18 protein-coding genes are annotated in these 23,055 nt (G+C 47.0%); all 18 read right to left on the reverse strand.

Going from position 1 to position 23,055, the window contains the following annotated elements:
* Positions 1 to 476: 476 nt before the first annotated feature.
* Entirely contained in the window at positions 477 to 2,897 is a 2,421-nt protein-coding gene (locus tag JGK16_RS21575; RefSeq protein ID WP_293184215.1) for a sucrose synthase, read from the reverse strand.
* A gap of 131 nt (positions 2,898 to 3,028) precedes the next feature.
* A complete protein-coding gene (locus JGK16_RS21580; RefSeq protein ID WP_293184217.1) occupies positions 3,029 to 4,552 on the reverse strand; it encodes a carboxypeptidase M32 in 1,524 nt (507 codons plus the stop codon).
* An 80-nt stretch (positions 4,553 to 4,632) separates the two neighbouring features.
* Positions 4,633 to 5,835 carry a tetratricopeptide repeat protein gene (locus tag JGK16_RS21585; RefSeq protein ID WP_293184213.1) on the reverse strand — a complete coding sequence of 401 codons (1,203 nt, stop codon included), beginning with the start codon at positions 5,833 to 5,835 and terminating at the stop codon, positions 4,633 to 4,635.
* Between the two features lie 463 nt (positions 5,836 to 6,298).
* On the reverse strand, positions 6,299 to 6,691 hold the full coding sequence (locus JGK16_RS21590) for a type II toxin-antitoxin system Phd/YefM family antitoxin (protein ID WP_293192454.1): 393 nt from the start codon (positions 6,689 to 6,691) through the stop codon (positions 6,299 to 6,301).
* 119 nt (positions 6,692 to 6,810) lie between these two features.
* Positions 6,811 to 7,983: a tetratricopeptide repeat protein gene (locus JGK16_RS21595; RefSeq protein ID WP_293192452.1), complete on the reverse strand. Its 1,173-nt coding sequence runs from the start codon at positions 7,981 to 7,983 to the stop codon at positions 6,811 to 6,813.
* Positions 7,980 to 8,936: an ATP-binding protein gene (locus JGK16_RS21600; RefSeq protein ID WP_293184207.1), complete on the reverse strand. Its 957-nt coding sequence runs from the start codon at positions 8,934 to 8,936 to the stop codon at positions 7,980 to 7,982. Before JGK16_RS21600 ends, JGK16_RS21595 begins: the two co-directional genes overlap by 4 nt.
* A 122-nt stretch (positions 8,937 to 9,058) precedes the next feature.
* The gene (locus JGK16_RS21605; RefSeq protein WP_293184205.1) at positions 9,059 to 9,283 is read right to left on the reverse strand and encodes a hypothetical protein; all 225 of its coding nucleotides are present in this window, start codon (positions 9,281 to 9,283) and stop codon (positions 9,059 to 9,061) included.
* Positions 9,284 to 9,641: 358 nt separating this feature from the next.
* Positions 9,642 to 10,160, reverse strand: coding sequence for a Ycf51 family protein (locus tag JGK16_RS21610; protein ID WP_293184203.1), 519 nt, complete (start codon positions 10,158 to 10,160; stop codon positions 9,642 to 9,644).
* On the reverse strand, positions 10,144 to 10,281 hold the full coding sequence (locus JGK16_RS21615) for a hypothetical protein (RefSeq protein WP_293184201.1): 138 nt from the start codon (positions 10,279 to 10,281) through the stop codon (positions 10,144 to 10,146). Before JGK16_RS21615 ends, JGK16_RS21610 begins: the two co-directional genes overlap by 17 nt.
* A complete protein-coding gene (locus JGK16_RS21620; RefSeq protein ID WP_293184199.1) occupies positions 10,282 to 11,343 on the reverse strand; it encodes an adenylate/guanylate cyclase domain-containing protein in 1,062 nt (353 codons plus the stop codon). It lies immediately after the preceding gene.
* Positions 11,340 to 11,714, reverse strand: coding sequence for a response regulator (locus tag JGK16_RS21625; RefSeq protein ID WP_293151691.1), 375 nt, complete (start codon positions 11,712 to 11,714; stop codon positions 11,340 to 11,342). The genes JGK16_RS21620 and JGK16_RS21625 overlap by 4 nt, the downstream gene beginning before the upstream one ends.
* Before the next feature lie 120 nt (positions 11,715 to 11,834).
* Positions 11,835 to 12,929: an RNA-guided endonuclease TnpB family protein gene (locus JGK16_RS21630; RefSeq protein ID WP_293192450.1), complete on the reverse strand. Its 1,095-nt coding sequence runs from the start codon at positions 12,927 to 12,929 to the stop codon at positions 11,835 to 11,837.
* Between the two features lie 127 nt (positions 12,930 to 13,056).
* Positions 13,057 to 13,431 carry a response regulator gene (locus JGK16_RS21635; RefSeq protein ID WP_293151805.1) on the reverse strand — a complete coding sequence of 125 codons (375 nt, stop codon included), beginning with the start codon at positions 13,429 to 13,431 and terminating at the stop codon, positions 13,057 to 13,059.
* A complete protein-coding gene (locus tag JGK16_RS21640; RefSeq protein WP_293192448.1) occupies positions 13,424 to 17,092 on the reverse strand; it encodes a response regulator in 3,669 nt (1,222 codons plus the stop codon). The genes JGK16_RS21635 and JGK16_RS21640 overlap by 8 nt, the downstream gene beginning before the upstream one ends.
* A 555-nt stretch (positions 17,093 to 17,647) precedes the next feature.
* On the reverse strand, positions 17,648 to 20,128 hold the full coding sequence (locus tag JGK16_RS21645; RefSeq protein ID WP_293192446.1) for an MASE1 domain-containing protein: 2,481 nt from the start codon (positions 20,126 to 20,128) through the stop codon (positions 17,648 to 17,650).
* Positions 20,129 to 20,340: 212 nt separating this feature from the next.
* Positions 20,341 to 20,526, reverse strand: a complete 186-nt coding sequence (locus JGK16_RS21650; RefSeq protein ID WP_293203396.1) for a hypothetical protein — start codon at positions 20,524 to 20,526, stop codon at positions 20,341 to 20,343.
* 755 nt (positions 20,527 to 21,281) lie between these two features.
* On the reverse strand, positions 21,282 to 22,601 hold the full coding sequence (locus JGK16_RS21655) for an ABC transporter substrate-binding protein (protein WP_293192444.1): 1,320 nt from the start codon (positions 22,599 to 22,601) through the stop codon (positions 21,282 to 21,284).
* 219 nt (positions 22,602 to 22,820) lie between these two features.
* Positions 22,821 to 22,955 (reverse strand): hypothetical protein, encoded by a 135-nt coding sequence (locus JGK16_RS21660; RefSeq protein ID WP_293184189.1) that lies wholly within the window; start codon positions 22,953 to 22,955, stop codon positions 22,821 to 22,823.
* Between the last annotated feature and the right edge of the window lie 100 nt (positions 22,956 to 23,055).

The following is a 23,055-nucleotide window of genomic DNA, read 5'->3' on the forward strand; positions in this document are numbered from 1 at the left end:
AATAGTCTCGTGCGATCGCCCGAGTTGCGGACAAAGCTACCCAAATAGTCAAGGATGGGTAGCTTTGTCCATAAATTAAGTTACAGTTTCAAACCCCGTCGCCGGCGAACGACACAAAGGAAGCTCGGCAGCAGATGCCAGTAAAGAATGTAACGGATAGAAGGAGAAAGGAAGAAGGAATCCATGGCTGATGTTTGGGCCATTAAGAACGTCCTAACGGTTTCTTAGCATCCACCCGAAATCAAGGTACGTTGTTGCGCTTCAGCGCTCCCATCTATCAGAAAGAGCGCTGAAGCGCAACAACTTACCTAGTCGATTTCTTAGGATCCACCTGAAATCAAGGTACGTTGTTGCGCTTGAGCGCTCCGATATACGCCGAAAGAGCGCTGAAGCGCAACAACGTACCTAAACGTACCCAGTCGATCGCTCTAACACTTTTTTGTCTCAACCGGCCCCTACAAACCAAAACTTCCCACTTATCGCTGTGCGTGCTCCTCCAGTAAAGCCTTCGCTCTCGGCTTGTAAATCAGATAAAACAGCGCTTCTATGTAGCGGAGCATATCTTCGCGGTTTTCCTTGGACGAGTAGTTCCAGAAACCGTAAGTCCGGGCCAGAGTCAGCAGCTTGGTAGTGTGAATTTTCCAAGTATACGTGCTGTAAACTCTGTCAATTCCTCGCGTTGAAATTTCGTACCAATAGTTGGGATTCTGTTCGCATTTCGATAAAAAATCGAGAATTTCTTGGGCAGTTTCCTCGTGGTTGGTCGGGTTGATATAGAACCCATTTACTCCATCTTGAATGATTTCTATCGGCCCGCCAAACTGCGTCCCGAAAGTCGGAATCCCGGTAATCATTGCTTCGAGAATTGTCAAGCCGAAAGCTTCAAATAAGGCTGGCTGTACAAATATACCTTGGCCGTCGGCGATTACCCGGTAGATTTCACCGGACAGGCTTTTGGACAGCCGCACTCCCAGCCAGCGAATTTTACCGTGCAGCTTGTATTGCTCGATAATTGCGTAAAGTTTTTTAATTTCTTCGGCTTCTTCGTAGTCTTCGGTTTCTTCGACTCTCAGCTTGCCGGCTACTAAAATTAAGTTGCATTTTGCTTGCAATTCCTCGCTTTTGCCAAACAATTCTGCTAAGCCTGTCAGGTTTTTAATGCGATCGAGCCGGGCCATCGAAAACAGAGGGCGCTTTTGCGGGTCGTCGAGTGTTCCGAACACCTGTTCCGGGTCTTCGAGGGTAAACAGCAGTTCGTTGAGCCGATCGCGATCGCCCTGCACCCTATCTTCGTTGCGCGTGTAGGGGAAATACACGCTTTCGTTCACTCCCGGCGGCACGACATTGAATTTTGGGCTGAACAGCTCAATCCCGTTGACGACGTGGTACAAATCCGGCATGGTAAAACAATTGTAAGATTCGTACTGCCCGACACTATCCGGTTTGCCGACAATCTCTTGATAGGTGCTGCTGACAATACAATTAGCCGCATTCATGGCAATGATATCCGCAGTAAATTGCAGCGCAAAATGGTATTTATCCTCAGATTCTTGCCAGTAGAGATTGCTGAACAAATATTTAGATTTTTCCAGGGCGTGGGCAATATTGCACTGAGTAACTTTGAGTTTGCGAGACAGCAAAAATGCCACCAAATTTCCGTCAGAATAGTTACCAATTATTAAATCTGGCTTGCCCTGAAACTCAGCCAGCAGTTCTTTTTCCGCATCGATCGCGTAAGTTTCCAAATAAGGCCAAATCTCGAACCGAGAAATCCAATTTTGAGTCAATTTGGGATTGAAGTCGCGGAAGGGAACCCTCAGAATCCAAGCATTTTCGGTGCCGTAAACTTTTTCCAAACGTTCGTTGCAGCGCGTGCCATCACTGTTTGGAATTAACCTGGTGAGAATAATTACTTTTGGTTTTACACCTAAACTATCGAGACCGGCAAGATGAATGTCTTCTTGCAGTTGTCTCTCTAAATTCTTCGCTTGATCGAGCACGTAAACTACTTGACCGCCCGTATCCGGACGCCCCAACACTCCTTCTTGACCGAACCAGCCGTGAGGAGAAACTAGGACGATTTTGAAAATCATCGGAATCCGAGAAATAAATGCTTCTAGGGTTTGGGGATCGGGGGAATCAATTAATTCGTCGAGAATTCCTAGAGTTTCCTGCACGCGGGCTGCGGTATTTCCCCAACCTGCATCCAAACCCATCATTTGCAGGACGAATTTAAATCTCTCGTAGGGTTCATCTTCAGCAAGTTCGCTGACAAAGGTGAGGGCTTTTTTGACTTGTTCTGAAAGTTGTTCTTGAGATTTTATGCGATCGTTAATTAGTAATTGTACGCCGTTGTAGCGGTGAATACGCAAGAAATCAAATAGAGTTTCCTGCCACTGTTTGGAGTCTTGAAACAGTTTGCTGGAGAGGTAGCGGTTGAGGAATTGCACTCCTTTGCCGATGTTCTTGGGGTCGCGTATGGAGGGGGAATAGTCGTAAAAAGGGCCGAAATCTAGTTCGAGGATGTCGCCTTCTTGGGGGTGAAAGTGGTTGACGAAGCGATCGCGCACGTCGAGCAATTCTTGCACTGTCATCGGCTCCAGTGTCAAGTCATCTCCAACTCGCACTATTTCCATTGTCGCAATTTTGGGCCGCAGCAGGACGCAAAGACTGCCTGGTTCGAGAATAATTTCCTGAACGTAGTAAATCAGTTTGCTCAAATGAGAGGATTGATGAAACTGTTGGGACTTTTCGTATTTGGTGCAGTAGGCGGCAAAAGCGCTAACTATATCGTTTCGCAGTAAATATTTGTTTCCCAAAGCCCGCAAATCGCTGGCAAATTGCCGCAAGTCGGTTTTTTCGTCGCTGCAAATAACAGCCTCAAAGAGTTCAGACATAGATACTCCCTTATTTGAGATTTTTGATTTTCGCTCTAAAAAAGGGCGATACTGTATTAGTACCACCCTTTTTTTAGGCGCCTACTTTTTTTAATCTCATTTTAAAGTCTGCAATAGGCAATTGCTCTCCCTCAAATGACATAAAATTCGCCGTATTTGTGGCGAATGTAGCGCACAAACGGATCGATAGTTAAAGGTGAACCGGTGACGCGATCGATCAATTCGACGGCAGTGTATTTGCGGCCGTGGTCGTAGATGTTTTGTTTGAGCCAGTCGTGGAGTACGCTAAAGTTTCCCTGTTCTAGTTGTGCGGGAATTTCGGGATGGTTTTTGAGTGCGGTTTCGTAGAATTGAGCGCTCATCAAGTTGCCGAGGGTGTAACCTTGAAACATTCCGCCGATCGTCCCAACATACCAGTGAACATCCTGCATCGCACCGTCGCTGTCGGTAGCGGGGACAACGCCGAGGTCTGTTTTATAGCGATCCTTCCAGGCTTCGGGGAGGTCTCGCACTGCTAATTTGCCTTCTACCATTGCCAATTCTAGGTCAAAGCGGATGGCGACGTGGAGGTTGTAGGTTACTTCGTCAGCATCGGTGCGGACGAGCGATCGCGAGACCTTGTTAATGGCGCGGTAAAATGCGTCTGGGGATACTGCGCCCAACTGTTGCGGAAATAGGCTTTGCAATTGCGGGTAAAAATACTGCCAAAAACCGCGGCTGCGCCCGACTAGATTTTCCCAAAGCCGCGACTGGCTTTCGTGCACGCCGGAGGAAATGCCACCTGCGAGTAGCGTACCTTCAAATTCGGGGGAATTGCCGAGTTCGTAGAGGCCGTGTCCGGCTTCGTGGATGCTGCTGAAGAGGGCTTGATCGAGGTGATCTTTGTAGACGCGGGTGGTGATGCGTACGTCGTCTATGGAGAAGTTGGTCATGAAGGGGTGCAGGGTGGTGTCCTGCCGTCCGCGCTGGAAGTCATACCCCATGAGTTGTACGACTGTGCGGGTGAATTCTAGCTGTTGAGCTTCGGAGAAGTTTTGGTGCAAGCAGGAGTCGTCAGCGGGAGGTTGTGAGGTGATGGCTTCGACTATGGGTACTAATTCTTGACGCAGTTGGGCGAACAGCGGGCGCAGCAGGGATACTTTCATGCCGTAGTCGCTGCGATCGATCAAAGGATCGGCAATGTGTTCGTATCCGGGGAAAAAGTCGGCGTACTGCCTGCTTAATTCTAAGGTTTTTTCGAGATATGGCTCGACGGCTGCGAAGTTGTTGGCTGCTTTGGCTGTTGCCCAAACTTCGTAGCAGTCGGCTTGGTGGCGGCAGAGTGCGGACATGAAGGTGGCGGGGACTCTGGCGGCACGATCGTAATCTCTGCGGGCGATGCGGATCAGGCTAGCTGAGGTAGAGTCATAGGGGAGGGTTTGTTCGTAGAAACGCAAGTCTTCTAGGAGTTCACCTATTTTGGGATCGGTAAATTTTTCGTGGGATATTTGTTTGAGAGTTGCCAACTGACGGCCTCTCGCAGTTGCACCTTTGGCGGGCATATAAGTCGCCTGATCCCAATGCAACAGTGACGAGGCTGATTCGATGTCGGTAACTTCGCTGAGATGCGCTGCGAGTTGAGCGAATTTTGCTTGAGTTTTGTCTAGGGTTTGCATGATTGGGGTTTGTGGTGCTGTTTTGCCTACAAAGGTTGCAGTGCGGCATCGGTATCCATCAATCATTTGCTACCCTGAAATCAAGCTAAAAACCGCACCTGTTCCCGTATTGTACGCAATTTAGAGTCATTCTGGCATAGTTTCCTGTATTTTTCCGGATTTAGTTCGATCGCCTTTGATAAGTTTTGGATCGCTTTCTGAATGCTGGTTTCTACAGCTTTGGGGCTGTTTTTGCGATCGCCTGCTGCTTTTTCTAGGGCGTAGACGCAGGCTTTTTGATAGTAAAGATTTGGATCGTCGGGTGTAATGGCGATAATGCGATCGTAGGAAGCGATCGCTTCGGTAAAGCGTTCGATTTTTTTGAGGGCGACAGCGCGGTTGTACCAGGCTTCGATGTTGTTGGGCTGCAACTCTAAGGTTTTGTCCCAGGAAGCGATTGCTTCTTGAAAGCGTTTTAAGTTTACTAAAGCTAAGCCGCGGTTGTACCAGGTTTCGCTGTCATCTGGCTTGAGTTCGATCGCTTTGTCCCAGGATGCGATCGCGTTTTCAAATTGTCCCATTTGGGCGATCGCCGTGCCGCGTTTGTTCCAGACTTCCGGGGAATTCGGGCGCAGTTGCAGAGTTTTGTCGTAGGAAGCAACGGCTTCGGCGTAGAGTTTTTCCTCGGCTAGGGCTAAGCCGCGGTTGTACCAAGCTTGATGCAAGTCTGGTTTTAGTTCGATCGCTTTGTCGTAGGAAGCGATCGCGGCTGCATTTTGCCCGGAGTGTTTCAGCGCAAATGCCTTGTTGTACCAAGCTTCCGAGTAGTCTGCTTGAATGGCGATCGCCTTGTCATAGGATGCGAGGGCTTCTGAGAATTTTTCTAAGTTGACGAGGGTGTTGCCGCGGTTCGTCCAAGCTTCGTGATAGTCTGGCTTGAGTTCGATCGCCTGTTCGTAGGAAGCGATCGCTTCTGAGAGTCTGTTTAGCTTCCGCAACACGTTCGCGCGATTGTACCACGCTTCTGCATTTTTTGGTTGAATTTTTAAAGATTTGTTGTAAGCGGAGATTGCTTCGGGTAGCTGTCCCAACTTTCTGAAGGCTACGCCTTTGTTGTACCAAGCTTCGTGAAATTTTGGTTCGAGTTCGATCGCCTTAGACCAAGATTCGAGCGCTGCGGACAAGCGTCCCATTGATTCTAGGGCGTTTCCGCGATCGTAGAACGTTTGAGCGTTTTGGGCGTTGGGTGATATGGATTGTTCTCCAGATTCGATCGCTTTTTCTCTGTTAGCTAACTTTTGCAAGGGTTTTCACCTCAGTATGTAAAATTGTCGTTTTTTCTTTTATATGCGATGTTTTTCGCCATCTGCCATCTAATGGTGGCGATTGTACCTTAATTTTGTTATTGTTGACAATCTTACCTAAATTGGAGAACTTTTGCAATTTTTTATCGTTGAATTCTAAGTAATTTTGTCTTCGGTGTTGATTTGGATGTATGGATTTTTACTAAAATTTTTCGGGAATTGCGTAGAAGAGGGGAAAGGGCGATGAAGATGACAGAATTAGGTTGACAGAGTAAGTAATGGCGATCGGCAGAAACCCGATTTTGCAAACAAACCAGGTTTCTGAGTATTTATTCGTTATATCAATTCCGTTGCATCGGAGTTAATATAACCCGAAATCAGGACACGGCAGATGACCCGGCGGTTGAAACCGCGTCTATACAAACCAAGTCCGCCTACGCGGACTAAGAAATAAGGGAGATATTTAAGCTAGATATGGTTTACCGTCAGCTATAGTATAAATGTCTTCTTGGGGGTCGAGAATCGAACCAAAATTAGGATCGATCGCTGTTTTAATCCATTCTGAGTCGTGGAATGGCAAGCCATCAGCTAAAGTGTAGATATCTTCCGCTGAGTCTCTCAGAGAATCAAAGGCTGGATTTGCGATCGCAGCTTTTAGCCATTCATATTCTTGTAGTTTTGCTTTGTCAATCAGGGCGGCTTCTAATGCTTCTAGCCGCTTCAGATCGGCATAAGTAATAATAGCAGCGATCGCCCTTCCTTCCTGTTCTATGACAATTCGTTCTCCAGTATCCTCAACGCGGGCGATGAGTTCGGGAAATCTGTCATTAGTTACAGTTACATTTAGTTGAGTCATCTTTTACCTCGCTATTAATCTATCATAAAGTGTTTGTGATGCTGTAGGGGCGGGTTCACCAACAATTTCTGCCAATAACTAACAATCTCATAAACCCGCCCCCACCCAACGGCTAATCCCTATCCTTGAATCAAGGCTTGAAACCGAACATCAGATCGCATACTGTCAAAATCCGAGTCAGTTTTTGCCATTTCTCGCCATTCATCAGGATTCAGATTGATAGCTTGCTGCAAATTCTGAATAGCTTGGTCAATCTGACTGTGCAACGCATAGCAGCAAGCTTTATTATAAAATGCAGATGTGTCATCTGGTTTGAATTCTAAGGCTTTGTCGTAGGAGGCGATCGCATCTTCTAGCCTGCCTAAATTACGCAGTGCAATGCCCCGATTGTTCCAGGCATCGTGTTTATCTGGTTTGAATTCTAAGGCTTTGTCGTAGGAGGCGATCGCATCTTCTAGCCTGCCTAAATCATCCAGTGCACTGCCCCGATTGATCCAGGCTTCGTGTTTATCTGGTTTGAATTCTAAGGCTTTGTCGTAGGAGGCGATCGCCTTTGCATAATCTTCAGCCGAGCGATACAATAAAGCTTGTTCAAAAAACAATTCAGCTTTTTGTTCTGATGTTTGCCCATCCTCATCAATTAAACCTTGAAGCCTCACCAATTCCCGTTTCCGCGCTTCGGGAGTCAAAGCTAGATATTGTTCTAACTGCCATCTTTCCGAACAAGCCTGCATTGATTCGGCTTGCAAGCTTTCCTTATCCATCGACAACTTAAATAAACTCGATCGCCAATCAAAAAAGTCCGGCGCGCGATGAATAAAATATTCAATACCGAACTTAGGCAAAAGAAAAACAAAACAAATTTTAAAATTATCTAGAAAACGCTCTCGCTGCTGGTTAATATTCATTAAAACAGGTGGCACTCCCCGCCAACTGTAAGAATAAATATCCTTGCTTTCCCATCCGATCGCCCTTTTTTCTCGTTCGTATTCATCAAACGAATATTCTAAGCCTGTCACAAACAAAATATTAATTTCATCTCGCTTTGGCAACTCTTCAATTAAATTATAAAAATTATAAACCGACTCATTCAGCGGCAACACCTCAACCTTTTTCCGAGGGAAATCTGTTTGAACTTTCGCAATCAATCGTTTCCCCTCCGACGGCACACACTCCACAAACAACAACCGGAAACCATTTGTCCGTCTGAGAGTGCGTACCAGAGATTCATATTCTTCCTCCGGTGTTGCTGGTGGCAAATCTTCGTCCCAATCAATGATTTCCGATGTCATGGCTCAAGTTGTGCAACTGCTTCCTTAAATTCCAGAATGCCTTTAATTAGCGGGTGAACGTTATACCAATTCTGCATTTCTTCTTCTTCATCATAGTATCGATATTCCAAAATACAGCGGTTAAATAGCAAATCGCGGTGCTGTTTGTCATTAAGTATCCGGTGAGAGACAGATACTTTCGCTAAAATTGACCATTCTTCTTTATTAACGGTTCTTCTATAAATATTCCGCAAGTTCGTAATTGCCCTTTGCGCTGCTTTTGCAGTAATTGGCAAATCTTGAGTGCGATTTATAGCTTCTTGCAACATCGAGAGCAAATTCCTGACGTGTCCCCCACTCATCAAACACAGCTTTTCTAGTGTTTCTCTGTTGTCAAACCATTGTGTTTCCAATTCTAGAGATAAGCTGGGCTCGACTTGTTTCACCCGTTTCTCAATCACCTGTTTCATTTTAGCAAGTCCCGCTTGATTAACTTCACCGCTGGGATTGTTTATCATAATCATCGGCAGCACTTGTGGAGCATTATTATAGTTATTACTCAAATCAGCAGCGCGATTGGAATGCACCATCGAAATTGGTATGGTGTAAACGATGTGACAATCTAAAGCTTTGAGTTGTTCGCTGCGGTCTAAAAAAATTTCGTCGAGATTGCTGCGTTCTCCTCCGCCTTTATAAAACTGCACGATCTTATCTAAATTATCGGCAATTATTGCCAATTGCGAATATTTGTCGGGCAACCTTTTTTTAGCATTCCGAATAAACTGATTCAGCGCCTCAATCAGCGTGGTAGTGTGAGGATTAACTTTTTCTCTAATTTTTTGGCGCAGACTAGGTTCGGTTCTCACATTCGCCGTCAGTTTGGCAAACTGAGCAATTTGCATTTCTAAGCTCAATGTTTCAAAAGATACTTCTGTCAAGGCTAAATCTTTTAAATCGTTCCAGCGGTTTTTCATCCAATCGAGTAAAGGTTTTGAGTCCGCATCTTTAATAGACCTCTTGCAAAAGTCCTTTTAATCAAATTTTGGGACGGGCTAGAAGCCCATCCCACAAGAAAAAAAAATTGTGGGATGGGCTTCTAGCCCGTCCTAAGTATTTTTGCAAGAAGTCTAATTGCTTCTAATAAATGTCTGGTACAAGCCAGCAAAATATCTGTATATTCCGTATCTTCGGTATTGATATCTTGTTCCTCAGCGGCGAAATAAACTACAAAATAACCTTGTTCTTGCAAATACTGTTCTAGTCTTCGTAATTCGGTTGATTTTCCTGCACCAAAATGTCCGGCATACAACTGACAAGTCATCTCTTGGGAACGCTGAATATTGAGACCTAAGTCTACGGTAATATTGTCATCTCCTCAGACTTCCCCACAGTTAACATATCGCGGATCGCCTGCCGATAAAGGCTCGTATGGATTGCAAGCATTGAAGAGGTTTGTTAGTAATTTTTCGGAATCTTGAGTCATAATTATATCCTTTTTTGATAACCATCTAGTATGCGATCGGGAGTTACCCACTTCGACCAAAGAAACCGGGTTTTTATAGAATCTATCGGCTACAATAAAGTCTTTTCCTAAAAACCCGGTTTCTGAACTGAATCTTAGTCCGCGCAGGCGGACTTTGTTTTTGTAGAAGCGGTTTCACTCGCCGAATAATTGATTTTTAGGCTTGATACTTTTTCAGAATAGCGACTTTTTCGGGGTAGATGTCGATCGCCATTTTGTCATCATATCTCGTCGCGAGCGATCGCCTCACCTCACCCAAAAACAGCGGCTGTGACAGACCAGGCTCAGGATGTACCACCGTCCGAACGCGGATTGTCATGTAATCTCTTCCGCTTCCCGATCGCCCTGGAGAGTACAAATCAGCAGCCACTTGCTGCATTGTTGCTTCTAACTCGGATTCAGTAATTGAAGGTGGCACGGTAACTACAGTTTGGGCGCCGCCAGTATCGTAAACTAAAGAATAGCGCACTGCACCGGGAATTTCTGTGCGCGAAAACAGTCCTAAACCGAGACCGAATATACTCGCAGCAATGACGGCCATAAAGCTGCTCACTCCTACCAATCGGAAGCGAAAACCCCATTTCAAGATAAATGCTACGATGGTTAAAACAAACAAGGCTACTGTTAGAATTCCTGCCCATTGGGCATACATTAAAAGGTTAGAATTTACGTTCATTTTTCAATTTAGTAATTGGGTAATTGGTAATTGGTAATTGGTAATTGGTAATTGGTAATTGGTAATTGGTAATTGGTAATTGGTAATAGTTAACTGCCAACTGCCAACTGACAACTGTCAATTATGCACCTTTTCGGGCCACAAGCAGATAAGTCATCATATCGCCTTTTCCTTTCACCGAAATCACGCCGCGCTCCTCAAAAACATATTTATTCCGCAGGCGCTCGTAGGTAGCAACTGTCACCTGAATGCCGCCGGGAATGCCTTGAGATTCCATGCGGGAAGCTGTATTTACTGTGTCTCCCCACAAATCGTAAGTAAATTTTTTAGTGCCGATGACTCCGGCTTCTACGGGGCCCGTGTGGATGCCGATGCGGATGCTGAGCGGCTGTCCTCCCTTGGTGCGGATTTGAGCCATTGCTCCTAGAATGTCGATCGCCATTTCTGCAATGCTCTCGGCGTGGTTGTCGCTTACTTTTGGCAAACCGCCAACCACCATATAAGCATCGCCGATCGTCTTAATTTTCTCAAGTCCGTAGCGATCGGCCAACTCGTCAAAAGCTGAAAAAATCTCGTTGAGCAATTCCACCAACTCCGCTGGCGACAAATGAGCCGAAAGCTTGGTAAAACCAACCAAATCGGCAAACATGACAGTAACTTCCGCGAAACTGTCGGCGATCGTATTTTCTCCTTCTTTGAGGCGTTGGGCGATCGGGCCTGGCAAAATATTCAGTAGCAAACGCTCGGACTTTTCCTTTTCCTCGGCCAACTCCCGCAGATAAGTTTGTTCCTTATCCCGCAGCCGCTTCTTTTCCAGACACGCACTAATCCGAGCCTTGAGCAATACGGGATTGAACGGTTTAGAAAGATAATCCTCCGCCCCTAATTCAATACAGCGGACAATACTGTCGATATCGTCCACCGCCGAAATCATAATCACTGGGATGTGGCGCAACTGCTCGTCTGCTTTCAGATGTTCCAGAACTTGATAGCCGTTCATTTGTGGCATCATAATGTCCAGGAGTACCAAATCAAAAGGCTCACTACGCATCAGTGCCATAGCTTGGAGACCATCTTCAGCAACAGTCACCGCGTGGCCTTGACGCTGAAGTCGGCGGGCCAGCAAATCGCGGTTTACCTCATTATCGTCAACAACCAGGACGCTGCCGTCGTCAGTTTTCATTGCATGGCCTCTTTCAGAAGCATTTCGATTTTACTCAAAAGTCGCGGAAATTCCACAGGTTTGGTGTCGTAATCGTCGCAGCCTGCCGCCAAACACTTTTCACGATCGCCCGCCATAGCGTTAGCCGTCAGCGCAATCACCGGAATCATTTTAGTTTCGGGATCCGCTTTAATTTGCTGGGTTGCTCGCCATCCGTCGAGCACCGGCAGGCTCATATCCATCAAAATCAAATCCGGTACTTTTGTCTTCGCCATCGATACCCCCTCCGCGCCATCAACAGCAATCGACACCTCATACCCTTTGCGGGCGAGGCGCCTCGACAGCATATCCCTGTTCATTTCGTTATCTTCTACCAACAGGATTTTAGCCATTGCTTGCCTGCTTCATAAAACTTACCTAAACCTATCTAAAGCCATCTTTAGATACAATTACGAGTTTACTTCCTACGCTGTTGGGTAGTCGGCTATCCCAAGATAAGTAGGCTATCCCCCTCAAGCCGAGGGTTCCCAATTTAAAATGTTAATGCTGGCGTTCCAATCGCGATCCAAATATCTGCCACAAACAGGACAGTCAAAAGTCCGTATGCTTAGTGGCATATCTTTTTTTGTGCCGCAATTTGAGCAAGTTTTGGTACTAGGAAACCACTGGTCTACCAATACCAAGTTAGCTCCATACATTTGACATTTATAGTCGAGTTGACGTTTAAACTCATAAAAACCAAGGTCAGATATTGCTCCCGCTAACTTGTGATTTGCCATCATTCCTTTGACGTTCAAATTTTCAATCTTAATTAACTTAAAAGTTTTAGCTAAATAAGTTGTTAACTTGTGAAGGAAATCTAGGCGAATACGAGCTATCTTTGCATGAATCTGGCTAATCTTATTGTAAGTTTTACGCTGATTTCGAGAGCCTTTTACCTGCTTTGATGCTTGGCGCTGTAAAGTAGCAAGCTTTGTTTTCGCACGGGCTATTAACGGCTTCGGTGCATCAAAAAACTGCCCTTTTGACAGAGTGGCAAATGACTTGATACCAACATCGATTCCCACAGAACTTTCAGACTGCTGAACCGGGAGACGCTCTGCATCAACGCAGATAGAAACAAACCAGCGATTCCCTTCTTTTGAAATCGTGAAAGTTTGAGAAATAAAACTACAATCTAGGGCTTCGTAAAGCCGAAAAGTTCCCAGAGTAGGAATCTTAATAGTGTTGCCAGCGTTTAACAAAACTTTGCCGTTAGATGAATCAACCGTAAAAGATTGACCGTCTCGACGACTGGCGAATTTTGGATGACCTGAAGAACCAGAACGATATCGGCTAAAAGCATCTTTCAAGTCAATCAAAGCGTTTTGGTAAACTCGGCTAGACAATTGGTTCATCCAAGCGAATTCAGGGTGCTTTTTGACGTAATTAGTGAAAACTTTTTTAATTTCGTTAATCACCTTTGAGTCTGTAAGTTTCCCCTCACTGTACATTTGAGTCCGCAAACTTAACCCCATGTTAAATACCACGCGCCGAAATCCTGCGTGTTTCGCCATCAAGGTCGCTTCCCTATTATTCAATTTGAGCGCTCGTTTGACGGCAAACATGGTTAAACCTCGTCTAGGTAATTAACTGTGGATAAGTTTAGCAAACTATTTGGTACTTAAGTCCGACTCAAAGTCTACTGAGGCTTTAATGTCTTAAGAATCCCGATCGGTGTTACGGCGGGGACTCTCAAGTCATGGCCTCTTTCAGAAGCAATTCAATCTTACCCAGAAGTCGGGGAAACTCCACGGGTTTGGTGTCGTAGTCGTCGCAGCCGGCTGCGATACACTTTTCACGATCGCCCGCCATTGCGTGAGCCGTTAGCGCAATCACCGGGATCGTTTTAGTTTGAGGAGCTGCCTTAATTTGCTGGGTTGCTTGCCAGCCGTCGAGCACTGGTAGACTCATATCCATCAGAATTAAATCCGGTACTTTGTCGAGGGCCATCGACACTCCCTCAGCACCGTCCACAGCAATAAAGACCTCATGTCCCTTGCGGGCCAGACGCCTCGACAGCATATCCCTGTTCATTTCGTTATCTTCGACCAACAGGATTTTAGCCATTGGTGTTCTCCTTGCCTTTCGAGTCATACCTGCGATCGAGCCTGTCATTCACTATAGAACGAACATCGCGCAGCAAAGTATCGCAACTGTAGACTCCCTTTTGCAGAACCCGATCGACATAGCCGTTGAGTTGCTGACTTTCTGCGGTCGTCAGGTCTTTGGCGGTAATTACGACGATCGGTATAGGATCTTCTGAATGCGACTTGCGAAGTTCGGCGATCAACTCAAAACCATCCATTTCTGGCAGCATCAAATCCAGCAAAATCAATTGCGGGCGATCGACTTCTAGCTGTTCGAGAGCAGTGCGTCCGCTGTCAGCTTCCGCCACAGCCCAGCCTTGTTTTTCTAATATCCGCCGCAGTATTTTGCGGGTGGCATCGTCATCTTCCACAACTAATATCTGACAGGGCAAACTGTGAGCCGCAACGCCTTCTTGGTCGCGTCGGTACTTGTTCAACAAAGCAACCAGCCGTTTGCCGTCCACTGGTTTGGTGAGGTAGTCCGAAGCGCCCAATGCAAAGCCGAGGCTTTTGTTGCCAACAAAGGATAGCAGGATTACGGGAATCTCGGCAAGGTCAGGATCTGCCTTGAGGGCCGACAGCACCGCCCAGCCGTCCATTCCGGGCATGATCACGTCCAGGGTAATGGCGTCTGGCCGCAGTTGCTTCGCGAGCCTGAGGGCTTCCTCGCCGTTACCTGCGACTTCTATGTGCAGTCCTTGGCGAGCGAGGGCGCGCTCGATCAAATCCTGGGAGATGGGGTCATCGTCAACTACCAGCACCGTGCCGACAGCAGGTGCGTCCGCAGTCCTAGTGCTGTCGCCGACTTTGTTGGGGATTTCCGGTTCTTTGATGGCGCTGGGCAAGAGTACGGTGAAAGTAGTGCCTATGCCCAACGTGCTGCTTGCTTCAATGCTGCCGCCCATCATCTGGCAGAAGCGCTGGCTGATAGCTAGTCCCAAACCGGTGCCGCCATACTGCTTGGTAGTTGAGGCGTCAGCTTGGGTAAAAGGTTGGAAAACTCGCTGCAATTGATCTTTTGTCATGCCGATGCCGGTGTCGGTGACGCGAAAACTTAAAAATTCTGAGTTAGAAATTAAAATTTGGGCAGATTCCTCTTGATTTTTCATTCTTAATTGTTCATTGGTAATTCTTTCAACTCCGATCGCAATTTTCCCGTTTTTGGTGAACTTCGCAGCGTTGCTGAGTAGGTTCAGCAGCACTTGCCGGACTTTGGTCATATCGGCGTGCATCGTATCGAGATTTTCTGGACAGTAGACTTCTACCGTGTTGCCGTTTTTTTCCACTAGCGGCTTCGCTGTCTCCACAGCACTTTCAATCAAGGCATGAATGTCGAAGTTTTCTAAGTAGAGATCCATTCGACCTGCTTCAATTTTAGAGATATCTAGGATGTCATCGATCATCGATAACAGGTGTTTGCCTGCGCCGCGAATTTTTTCGAGGTCTGGGACGAAGGTTTCATCGCCGGAGTCTTCGGCTTCTTCTTGGAGCATTTCGCTGTAGCCGATGATGGCATTCAGGGGCGTCCGCAGTTCGTGGCTCATGTTGGCGAGAAATGTACTTTTTGCCCTGTTGGCGGATTCTGCTGCTTCTAGGGCCGACTGCATGGCGGATTCTGCAAGTTTGCGATGGGTGATGTCGGTGACAGTGCCTTCAAAGTACAAAATGCTGCCGCTTTCGTCGCAGACGCTGCGGGCGTTTTCGGAAATCCAGATCGTGCTGCCGTCCCGGCGGTATATTTGGGATTCAAATTTTGATACTTGGTGGCGCGCGGCCAATTGGGCTATAAACTCAGCGCGCCGGTTGGAGTCAACGTAAAGTTGGCTGCTGATGTTTGCTAGTTCGCCGACCATTTGGGCGACTGTTTCGTAGCCGTAAATCCCGGCTAGTGCTGGGTTGGCGGTGAGGTAACGTCCGTCTGGGGTTGTCTGGAAGATGCCTTCGGCTGCGTTTTCAAAGATGCTGCGGTATTTGGTTTCGGCTGCTCTCAAAGCTGTTTCTGCGCGTTGGCGTTCTAGGACATTGGCGAGCATTTCTCCTACCATTTTTAGATGAGTTGATATTTCGGTCGATCGACTCGCAGCAGGTTTGTAACTGTCGCATCCGAGAAATCCTAGTAGGTTTTCACTGCAAATTAGGGGAATCACGATTAGCGATCGCAGATTTTTTTGAGGTTTGTTTAATTTGGTTTTGCCCGAATGTGCGATCGTACCTGCGGAAGCGGTTGCTGTTTCCGAGGAGGAGTTTGTCAGGAATGTTGCTAAGTTTTTGCCTGTCAACCAAGCTATTTCGGCTTGATTTGGGGGCGGGAGTTCGCGGATTTCTCTGATGTGCAGGCATTCGGCGCGATCGAGCTTTTCTGCAATCCAAGGGATTTGGGCGATGTCTATTTGTTGGGGGGCGCGGTCTTTAATTTGGGTCGGAACACCCTCGGCGCACCATTCGTAGGTTTTGTGAGCGCGAGTTTTGTCTGCCGATAACAAGTATATGTAACTGCGGTCGCAGTGGCTGAACTGGGCGATTGCTTGGAGAGTGCGATCGAACCCTTCATCTATGTCCGCTCCGGGCACAGCGATCGCATAGGTTGACAAAGTAGCAATCAATGCCTCAAATTCTACTCGTTCCTGCAAAGATTGTGCTATTTTTTGGCGATCGGTAACGTCTCGAAAGCTCCATATTCTGCCAACTGTGTTTGCTCCAACTTTTGATGGCAGTGAATTTAATTCGATAACTCTTCCGTCTTTAAATTCTAATAAGTCGCTGATTTTCGCATCTGGTTGGGCCGACACTTGCATCGCGCGTTCGAGAAATCTTTGGGGGTCTTTTAATTGTTCCCTAGCGAAGGGGAATTCTGTGGCGATGTTTTTTTCACTATTGCCTGCGGGCGATCGGCTCAAGTTTCCTGCTGCGTGAGACAAACCCCACATCTCGACAAATTTCTGATTGTAATTGCATACATTGCCTTTGGTGTCAACCGCGATAATTCCCGCATCTGTTGAGTCCAAAACGGCTTGCAGCATCGAGAGCTGCTGGTGTTCTCCCTGCTCAAAAAATACCAAGACTGATATTTCGCCACCCTCAATTACAGGATTGAAAAAATAGGAAACTGGTAAAATTTTCCCGTCGCTACATAGAAACTCATAGTCCCAATTGCTACAAGGTTGACGGTTGGCGATCGCCTCTTGTAAAGATAGTGTATGTGCGATCGCCCCATCTTCATTTTTGTGGTTTTTTTGTTTCCGAGCCTTCAAAACGGGGGATTTTTTGCCTTGCTTTTGCTGGGGGGCAATGCGATTTAGCAGCGAAATGCCTGCAAGTTCCGACTCTCGCCAGCCCAACAAGCGTTCGGCTGCTGGATTCACCGAGATGACCAACCCCTTGCCGTCAAGGATGCACAATCCCACCCCCAAACTGTTGACGGTCGATCGCAGTCGATCGAATTCTGAAGCGGTTGGAGAGTCTTGAGGGGATGGGGGCGAAGAGGCAAAATCCTTTAGTGCCAAGGGTTGCTCCTGACTGGGATCGCCGTCGTAGCTACAACTTACCTGCTCTAAGAATAGCTGCCACTGCTCGGCTGTGGGAGGGGGAGACTCGCCGGCTAAACCGAGCTGTTCGAGTTGGCGCTGGAGGTAGGGATGCATAATTTCTGGCGCTTTGTAGGCAACTTTTTACAGTATATATTTTTAATTAATAGTATATATGTGCAGCTATCTAGTGACTGGAAGAATACGCAATCTAACTCTATCACAGGTTCTATCGAGAACCATAGCTGTCATCTGCGTTATCCAAAATCTTTTAAATCGCCCTAAGTTATATTTAGTCTAAAAAAATTACATCGTCAACAAACCCATGCTCTAAATGTCTGCCACCTACTTAAAAATTGTATCATATTATCACAGTGAACTGACGCTGACAACCTCGGTTTCTGCCAGAACTAGGTTTTTTGAGCCACCAAAAACTGATAAAGTCCGAGGTACTCCTGTCGTGGAGAGATCAAAATTTTATACTCCTGTTCCTGCTCCCAGATTCATCTGTAGAGTAAATCTCAAATTTCAAGTCTCAAATCGACTGACTGCTCGACTCAGGTGAAGCAACCGGGTTTTGGGAGCGAGAGCGTGTCATTAATAAAATTGGCAGCAGCCAACAACAACTCACAAAATTTCTTATCGATCATACTTTTCCGGGAAAAATAAAATTTAGTTGATGATAGCTGGCAGCCGAATTGTAAAAGTAGAACCTTTTTCCAACTCGCTGGAAGCGGTAATATCTCCGCCCATCATTTCGCAGAATTTCTTAGTAATCGTCAGCCCCAAACCAGTGCCACCGAACCTCTTAGTAGTTGAGGAATCGGCTTGGGTGAAAGGCTCGAAGATTTTGACTAACTGTTCGGAACTCATGCCAATACCAGTATCTTTGACTGTAAAAACAATCCAATCTTGAGAGGCAGACCAGGAATACGAGCTATTTTCTAAGGGGTTAAGTCCTCTATAGGCTCCTTGTTTTTTGCGTCTCTGGGCAGCCTCGGCGGGGGTTTCGGCGCAGCGGGTAACGGTGAAACTAATCGCGCCCGAGGAAGTAAACTTCGAGGCATTACTGAGGAGGTTGAGCAAGGACTGGCGGAGTTTAGTTAAGTCGCTCTGCATCGAGCCAATATCCTCAGGGCATTGTATTTCTAAGATATTGCTATTTTTGTTTGCCATCGGCGCGATCGTGCCGACAACTTCCTGCACCAGATTTAAAATGGTGAAGGTTTCGATGTGCAAGTCGATGTGACCTGCTTCAATTTTAGTGAAGTCGAGAATATCTTTAATCAGCCCTAGCAAGTGCTGGCCGGCAGTGTTAATTTTTTGAAGGTCGTCGATGAACTCTTCGGCATCGAGGTCTCGGGCATCTTCTTGCAGGAGCTCGCTGTAGCCGATGATCGCATTGAGGGGGGTTCTGAGTTCGTGACTCATGTTGGCGAGAAAGATGGTTTTAGATCGATTGGCAGTTTCGGCTGCTAATGCGGCGCGACGGAATTCTTCGGAACGCAACCGTTCGGTGATGTCGCTGGTCATGATTAAAACGCACTGAGTGCTGCCGAGGTCGATGAGTTCCCCTGACATCAGCCAGTCGCGCACTTCGCCGGCTTTGGTGCGAATTTTGATTTCTTGGTTGCCGATCGAATTTTCTTCCCGCAACACGTTGGCTAGCCGCCGCTCGTCTTCTGAATTGACCCACATTCCTAAATCGGTGGGGGTGCGGCCGATACATTCCTCCCGCAACCAGCCTAAGGATCGCAAAAAGCTGTCGTTGGCATCGAGGAAGCGGGCGTCTGTGAGGGTGCAGATGCCGATCCCAACAGGAGAAGCGTGAAAAGCCTTGGAAAATCTTTCTTCTGAAGAATTCAGGGCGGCTTCGGCGCGCTTTCTATCTGTGATGTCTTGGACGGTGCTGGTGATGTAGAGGGAGTTGATGGCGGCTTGTTCGCAGACTGTGCGGCTCCTCCCGTCGGGGAGTAGCAGCCTGTAGTCGATGCTGTAAGGCTGTTGCTGAAATATAGCAGCTTCGATCGACCTTTTGACCAATTCTCTATCTTCGGGATGCACGTATTTCAAGAAGGCTTCGAGGCTGGGATCGAAAGTTCCCGGGCGTTCTCCCAGGATGCGATAAATTTCTTCTGACCAACGCAATTGCTCCGTGTTGCGATCTAAGTCCCAGTTGCCTAGCTGGGCGATGCGCTGGGCGTTGGCGAGGCTGGCTTCGCTGGCGCGCAGGGAGACTTCTGCTTGGTGGCGTTCGGCGACGGTGGCGGCTAAGACTAGGCCGGTAACGGCGATGACGGCGATGAAGGCTTGCAGGGATAACAGTGCTTGGGGGATGCTGCTGGCGTGTTTGAGAAAGGGGCCGCTGCCTCGGGCGATGCCCCAGATGGCGAAGCCGCAGAGGATGAAGTTGGCGAGGGCCGTGTAGCGCTGGCCGAATCGAAAGGCAGCCCAAACTACTAGGGGAAATGGTAAGTATTCTAGGGGATAGCGAGCGTAGGCCGCGCGGGTGCGGGAACAGAAGACGAGCCAGCCGATCGCTAGCAGCAGCAGCAGCCAAATCACTCGTTCAGCTATCTGTTTGCGATGGGTGGGGCTTTTGGGTAATTTGTGCCACGTCAGCAGCAGGGGGGCGACGAGCAAAATTCCCATCGCGTCTCCTACCCACCAAGTACCCCAAATCGTGCCAAAATTGCTCCAGCTAGAGAAACCACTTACGCACACGATGATGCTGCCGATGGTGGAGTTGATTAGGGTAGATGCTAAGGCTGCTAGTCCGACTATTCCTAAAACGTCTTTGAGTCGATCGAGTCCGGCGCTAAAGTTAATGCGCTGTAGCAGATAAGTTCCCGTCCACGCTTGCAAGGCTCTGGCGCCCGCTGAGATCAAAGCAGTGCCGATGCTGGCCGCCGGTGCGCTCATGATGAACAGGAAGGCGCCGATCGCAATTCCCGGCCACAGTTGCCGCCCAAACAGCAGCAGAGCGACTTGAGCAATTCCTGCTGCTGGCCACATGGGGTAAATTTCTGAACTCAGGGTGAGGGTGGCAATGGCGAATTGCGATGCCAAATAGTAGATCAGGGCGATCGCCCCTACTGCGAAGAAGTACCGCCAGGAATGTCCTTTGATTGCGTTAAGGAACTTTTTCTGCATTGTCGTTTGGGGAAAAGGTGGATGCTGGTTTTGGTATCAGTAGGTGGCACGGGACAGGCACGGGGTAGGAAAAATCTTTCTATTAGGCGATCGTAGGTCAATCGATTTTAGATTTTAGATTTTAGATTTTAGATTTTAGATTTTAGATTTTAGATTTTAGATTTTAGAGGCGACCTCATGGATAAATTCGGGGGAAGAGAGGATTTTCGATTTTAGATTTGGGATTGATTCCACGGATAAATCACGTGGCGGGTACCATCTGTGAACTTCTTGGTCATGGGTGGTAGGTAGGGAATAACCTGTTGAGATAATTTTTTGTGGAGCCGTTGAGGGTTCGGTTTTTTTTGCTGTGCGATCGCATCTGGGCATAAATTTCGGGAGCCTCTGTTTTTTGCCAATATATCTGTGATGGCTAAGCATTCGGTCTGTTAATTTTTGGTTTTCGCTAAAGATTTATGACCGAGCGACTGCGGGTGTCTGTTCGTGTCGGGCGATCGCAACTCTATTCACTCTAACATCTTGCACCATGGTCAATAATATCTAACGAACCGATAACACCCACGCAACATCTGAGCTTTCAGGTAAGTGCGGGGCAAGAAACTCGGTTTCTGATTGTAAGTGCAGGTTGGAATGATTTTCATGAGATTTTCAACCAATTAATCGAGTTAATCGTTAATCGTTAATCGGGGAGCATCTCATTTTTGTAAAAAGCATTTTTTTCTTATAGTGCGAGCTGTCGCGAGCTGGCGTATTATACGATACGCGAGCGGGGACGCTCTCACTATCTATCTAAATGCAAAACTGAGATGCTCCCGTTAATCGAGCCTTCAAGTCTTTCGTCGAATACAGTGAAAACAAAGAATTTACATCAAAAAAACATTTTCTATTTTTCTGTGATTGTTGCCAGAGAGCGATTGTCGAATTTCGTAAAGTAATCGCCATTTGTCTTATTAATTACCAATGACTAATGACTAATGACTAATAACGTTCGCGAGCGGGGACGCTCGCAAAACATGACTAATGACTAATAAGGTTCGCGAGTTATTAAGTTCGCAAAACATGACCAATGACCAATGACTACTGACCAATGACTACTGACCAATGCCCAATGCCCAATGCCCAATGCCCAATGCCCAATGCCCAATGCCCAATCTCACTTGACTGCAATATCTAAGGTTAATGTCAAACGGTCTTGAGCTTCTTTAAGAGCGTCTTGGGGGTTGCGGCCCAGAAGAGTTGCTTCTATGGCGCGGCCAAGGTTTTCTGACACGCGAGAGTAACCAGAGATAATTGGGCGCGATCGGGCTGAGTTCATTTGTTCTAAAAATACTCCCAAAACAGGATTTTTTTTCACAAAACTTTGATAAGTTCGGCTCTCTCTCGATTTTAAGTTAATTGGTAAGTAACCTGTACCCAAGGCCCAGGCTGTTTGGAATTCTTCGCCAAGAACGTATTCTAAGAATTCAAGGGCTGCTTTTTCGCGTTCTGGTGAGGTTTTCATTAAAAATAGGTTTTCACCCCCAACAACAGTGGCGGAGCGCTTGAGGGCGGGTATAGGCATCACTGCATAGTCGATCGCGCTTTGCTGCAATTGTGCTAGAGTCCACGGCCCGGTGATTTGCATTGCGACTTTACCCGCGATGAAGTTATCGAGTTCGTAACCGCGTTCGGGTGCTGACAGTATTCCCGAACCTTCTGTTAACAAGTCCTTCCACAATTCCAAGGCCGCGAGAGAACCCGGGTTGTCTATTTGGGGTACGGGAGTTTGAGATGTTTCTCTCACGAGTTCGCCGCCTGCGCTGAACATGAACGGCAGCCAGGTGAATACTGTCCATTCTCCTTTGCCTAGGGGGAGCACTATGCCGTGTCGATCTGTGCGTCCGTCTCCGTTGGTGTCCTGTGTGAGCGATCGGGCTGTTTGCTTTAATTCTTGCCAATTCTGCGGCACTTTTTTAATTCCTGCTGCTGCAAACAAGCTGGGACGGTAAAATATTCCTGTATTGTTGGTGGCGAGGGGAATTGACCAAGTGTGTCCGCCGAGTTCCATTGACTCGAAAAGTGAGGGATCGATTTCGCCTTTGATGGGGGATTTGTCGAGCCAGTTTTCTAGCGGTTTAATTGCTTGGAGTTCTGCTAGTTTGCCGGCCATTGTGGCAGTATTCCACAGCAAATCTGGCGGTGCATTTCCTACTATTGAGGTAAGAATTTTTGGCAGTTGTTGGTCGGGCTGGCCGATGTAAATTTGTTCTACTTGGATGTGGGGATGCGTTTGGTTGAATTTGTCGGTGAGGGTTTTAAATACGTCGCGATTGGGCGGGGGATTGATGCCGTGCCACAATGTGAGTTTAATTTTATCGCTATTTTGGGGAATATTTTGACAGCCGCTTAATATCAGTAGATTTAAGGCAAGTAAAATGCACGCAACTCGTTTGACTTGCATTTTAAGTGCTTTGAGAAGTTTGGATAAAATCATTTTTTAGCTTTGCTTAGAGGGAAGAAGATTTTTTAGCAAGCGCAGGTGGTTAGAGGTGGGTGAAACTGGTTGAATCTCAGAATTTTTCCGAAGTTGATTTGTCTCTAATTCGGAGGTATTTTGAAACAAAATTGTCAAAAATTTGCCTCCTATAGCGGTTCTCAAAAAAGTCAGGTATGCCCTATGCCCCATGCCCTATGACCTATGCCCATGAGTACCTCATCTTTCTGACAAAGGATATAGTGTATCTTGCGGGCACATCCGATCGCAAGAAATTGCTGTCAGGTGCGATCGATCTTTTGCCAAGTCAGGCATTTCGACGCGCGCGAATGCGAGAATTCGGTTAATAGCCATTGGCTGACTTGTTCGTTATGAATATATTACCAGAAAGAATTGGTTGAAAGCCCGCCCGCCGGAGCGGGAGAAATTAAAATCAGACTATTCATTACTCCAA

Source organism: Microcoleus sp. PH2017_09_SFU_O_A, from assembly GCF_020738625.1.
Classification (GTDB): Bacteria; Cyanobacteriota; Cyanobacteriia; order Cyanobacteriales; family Microcoleaceae; genus Microcoleus.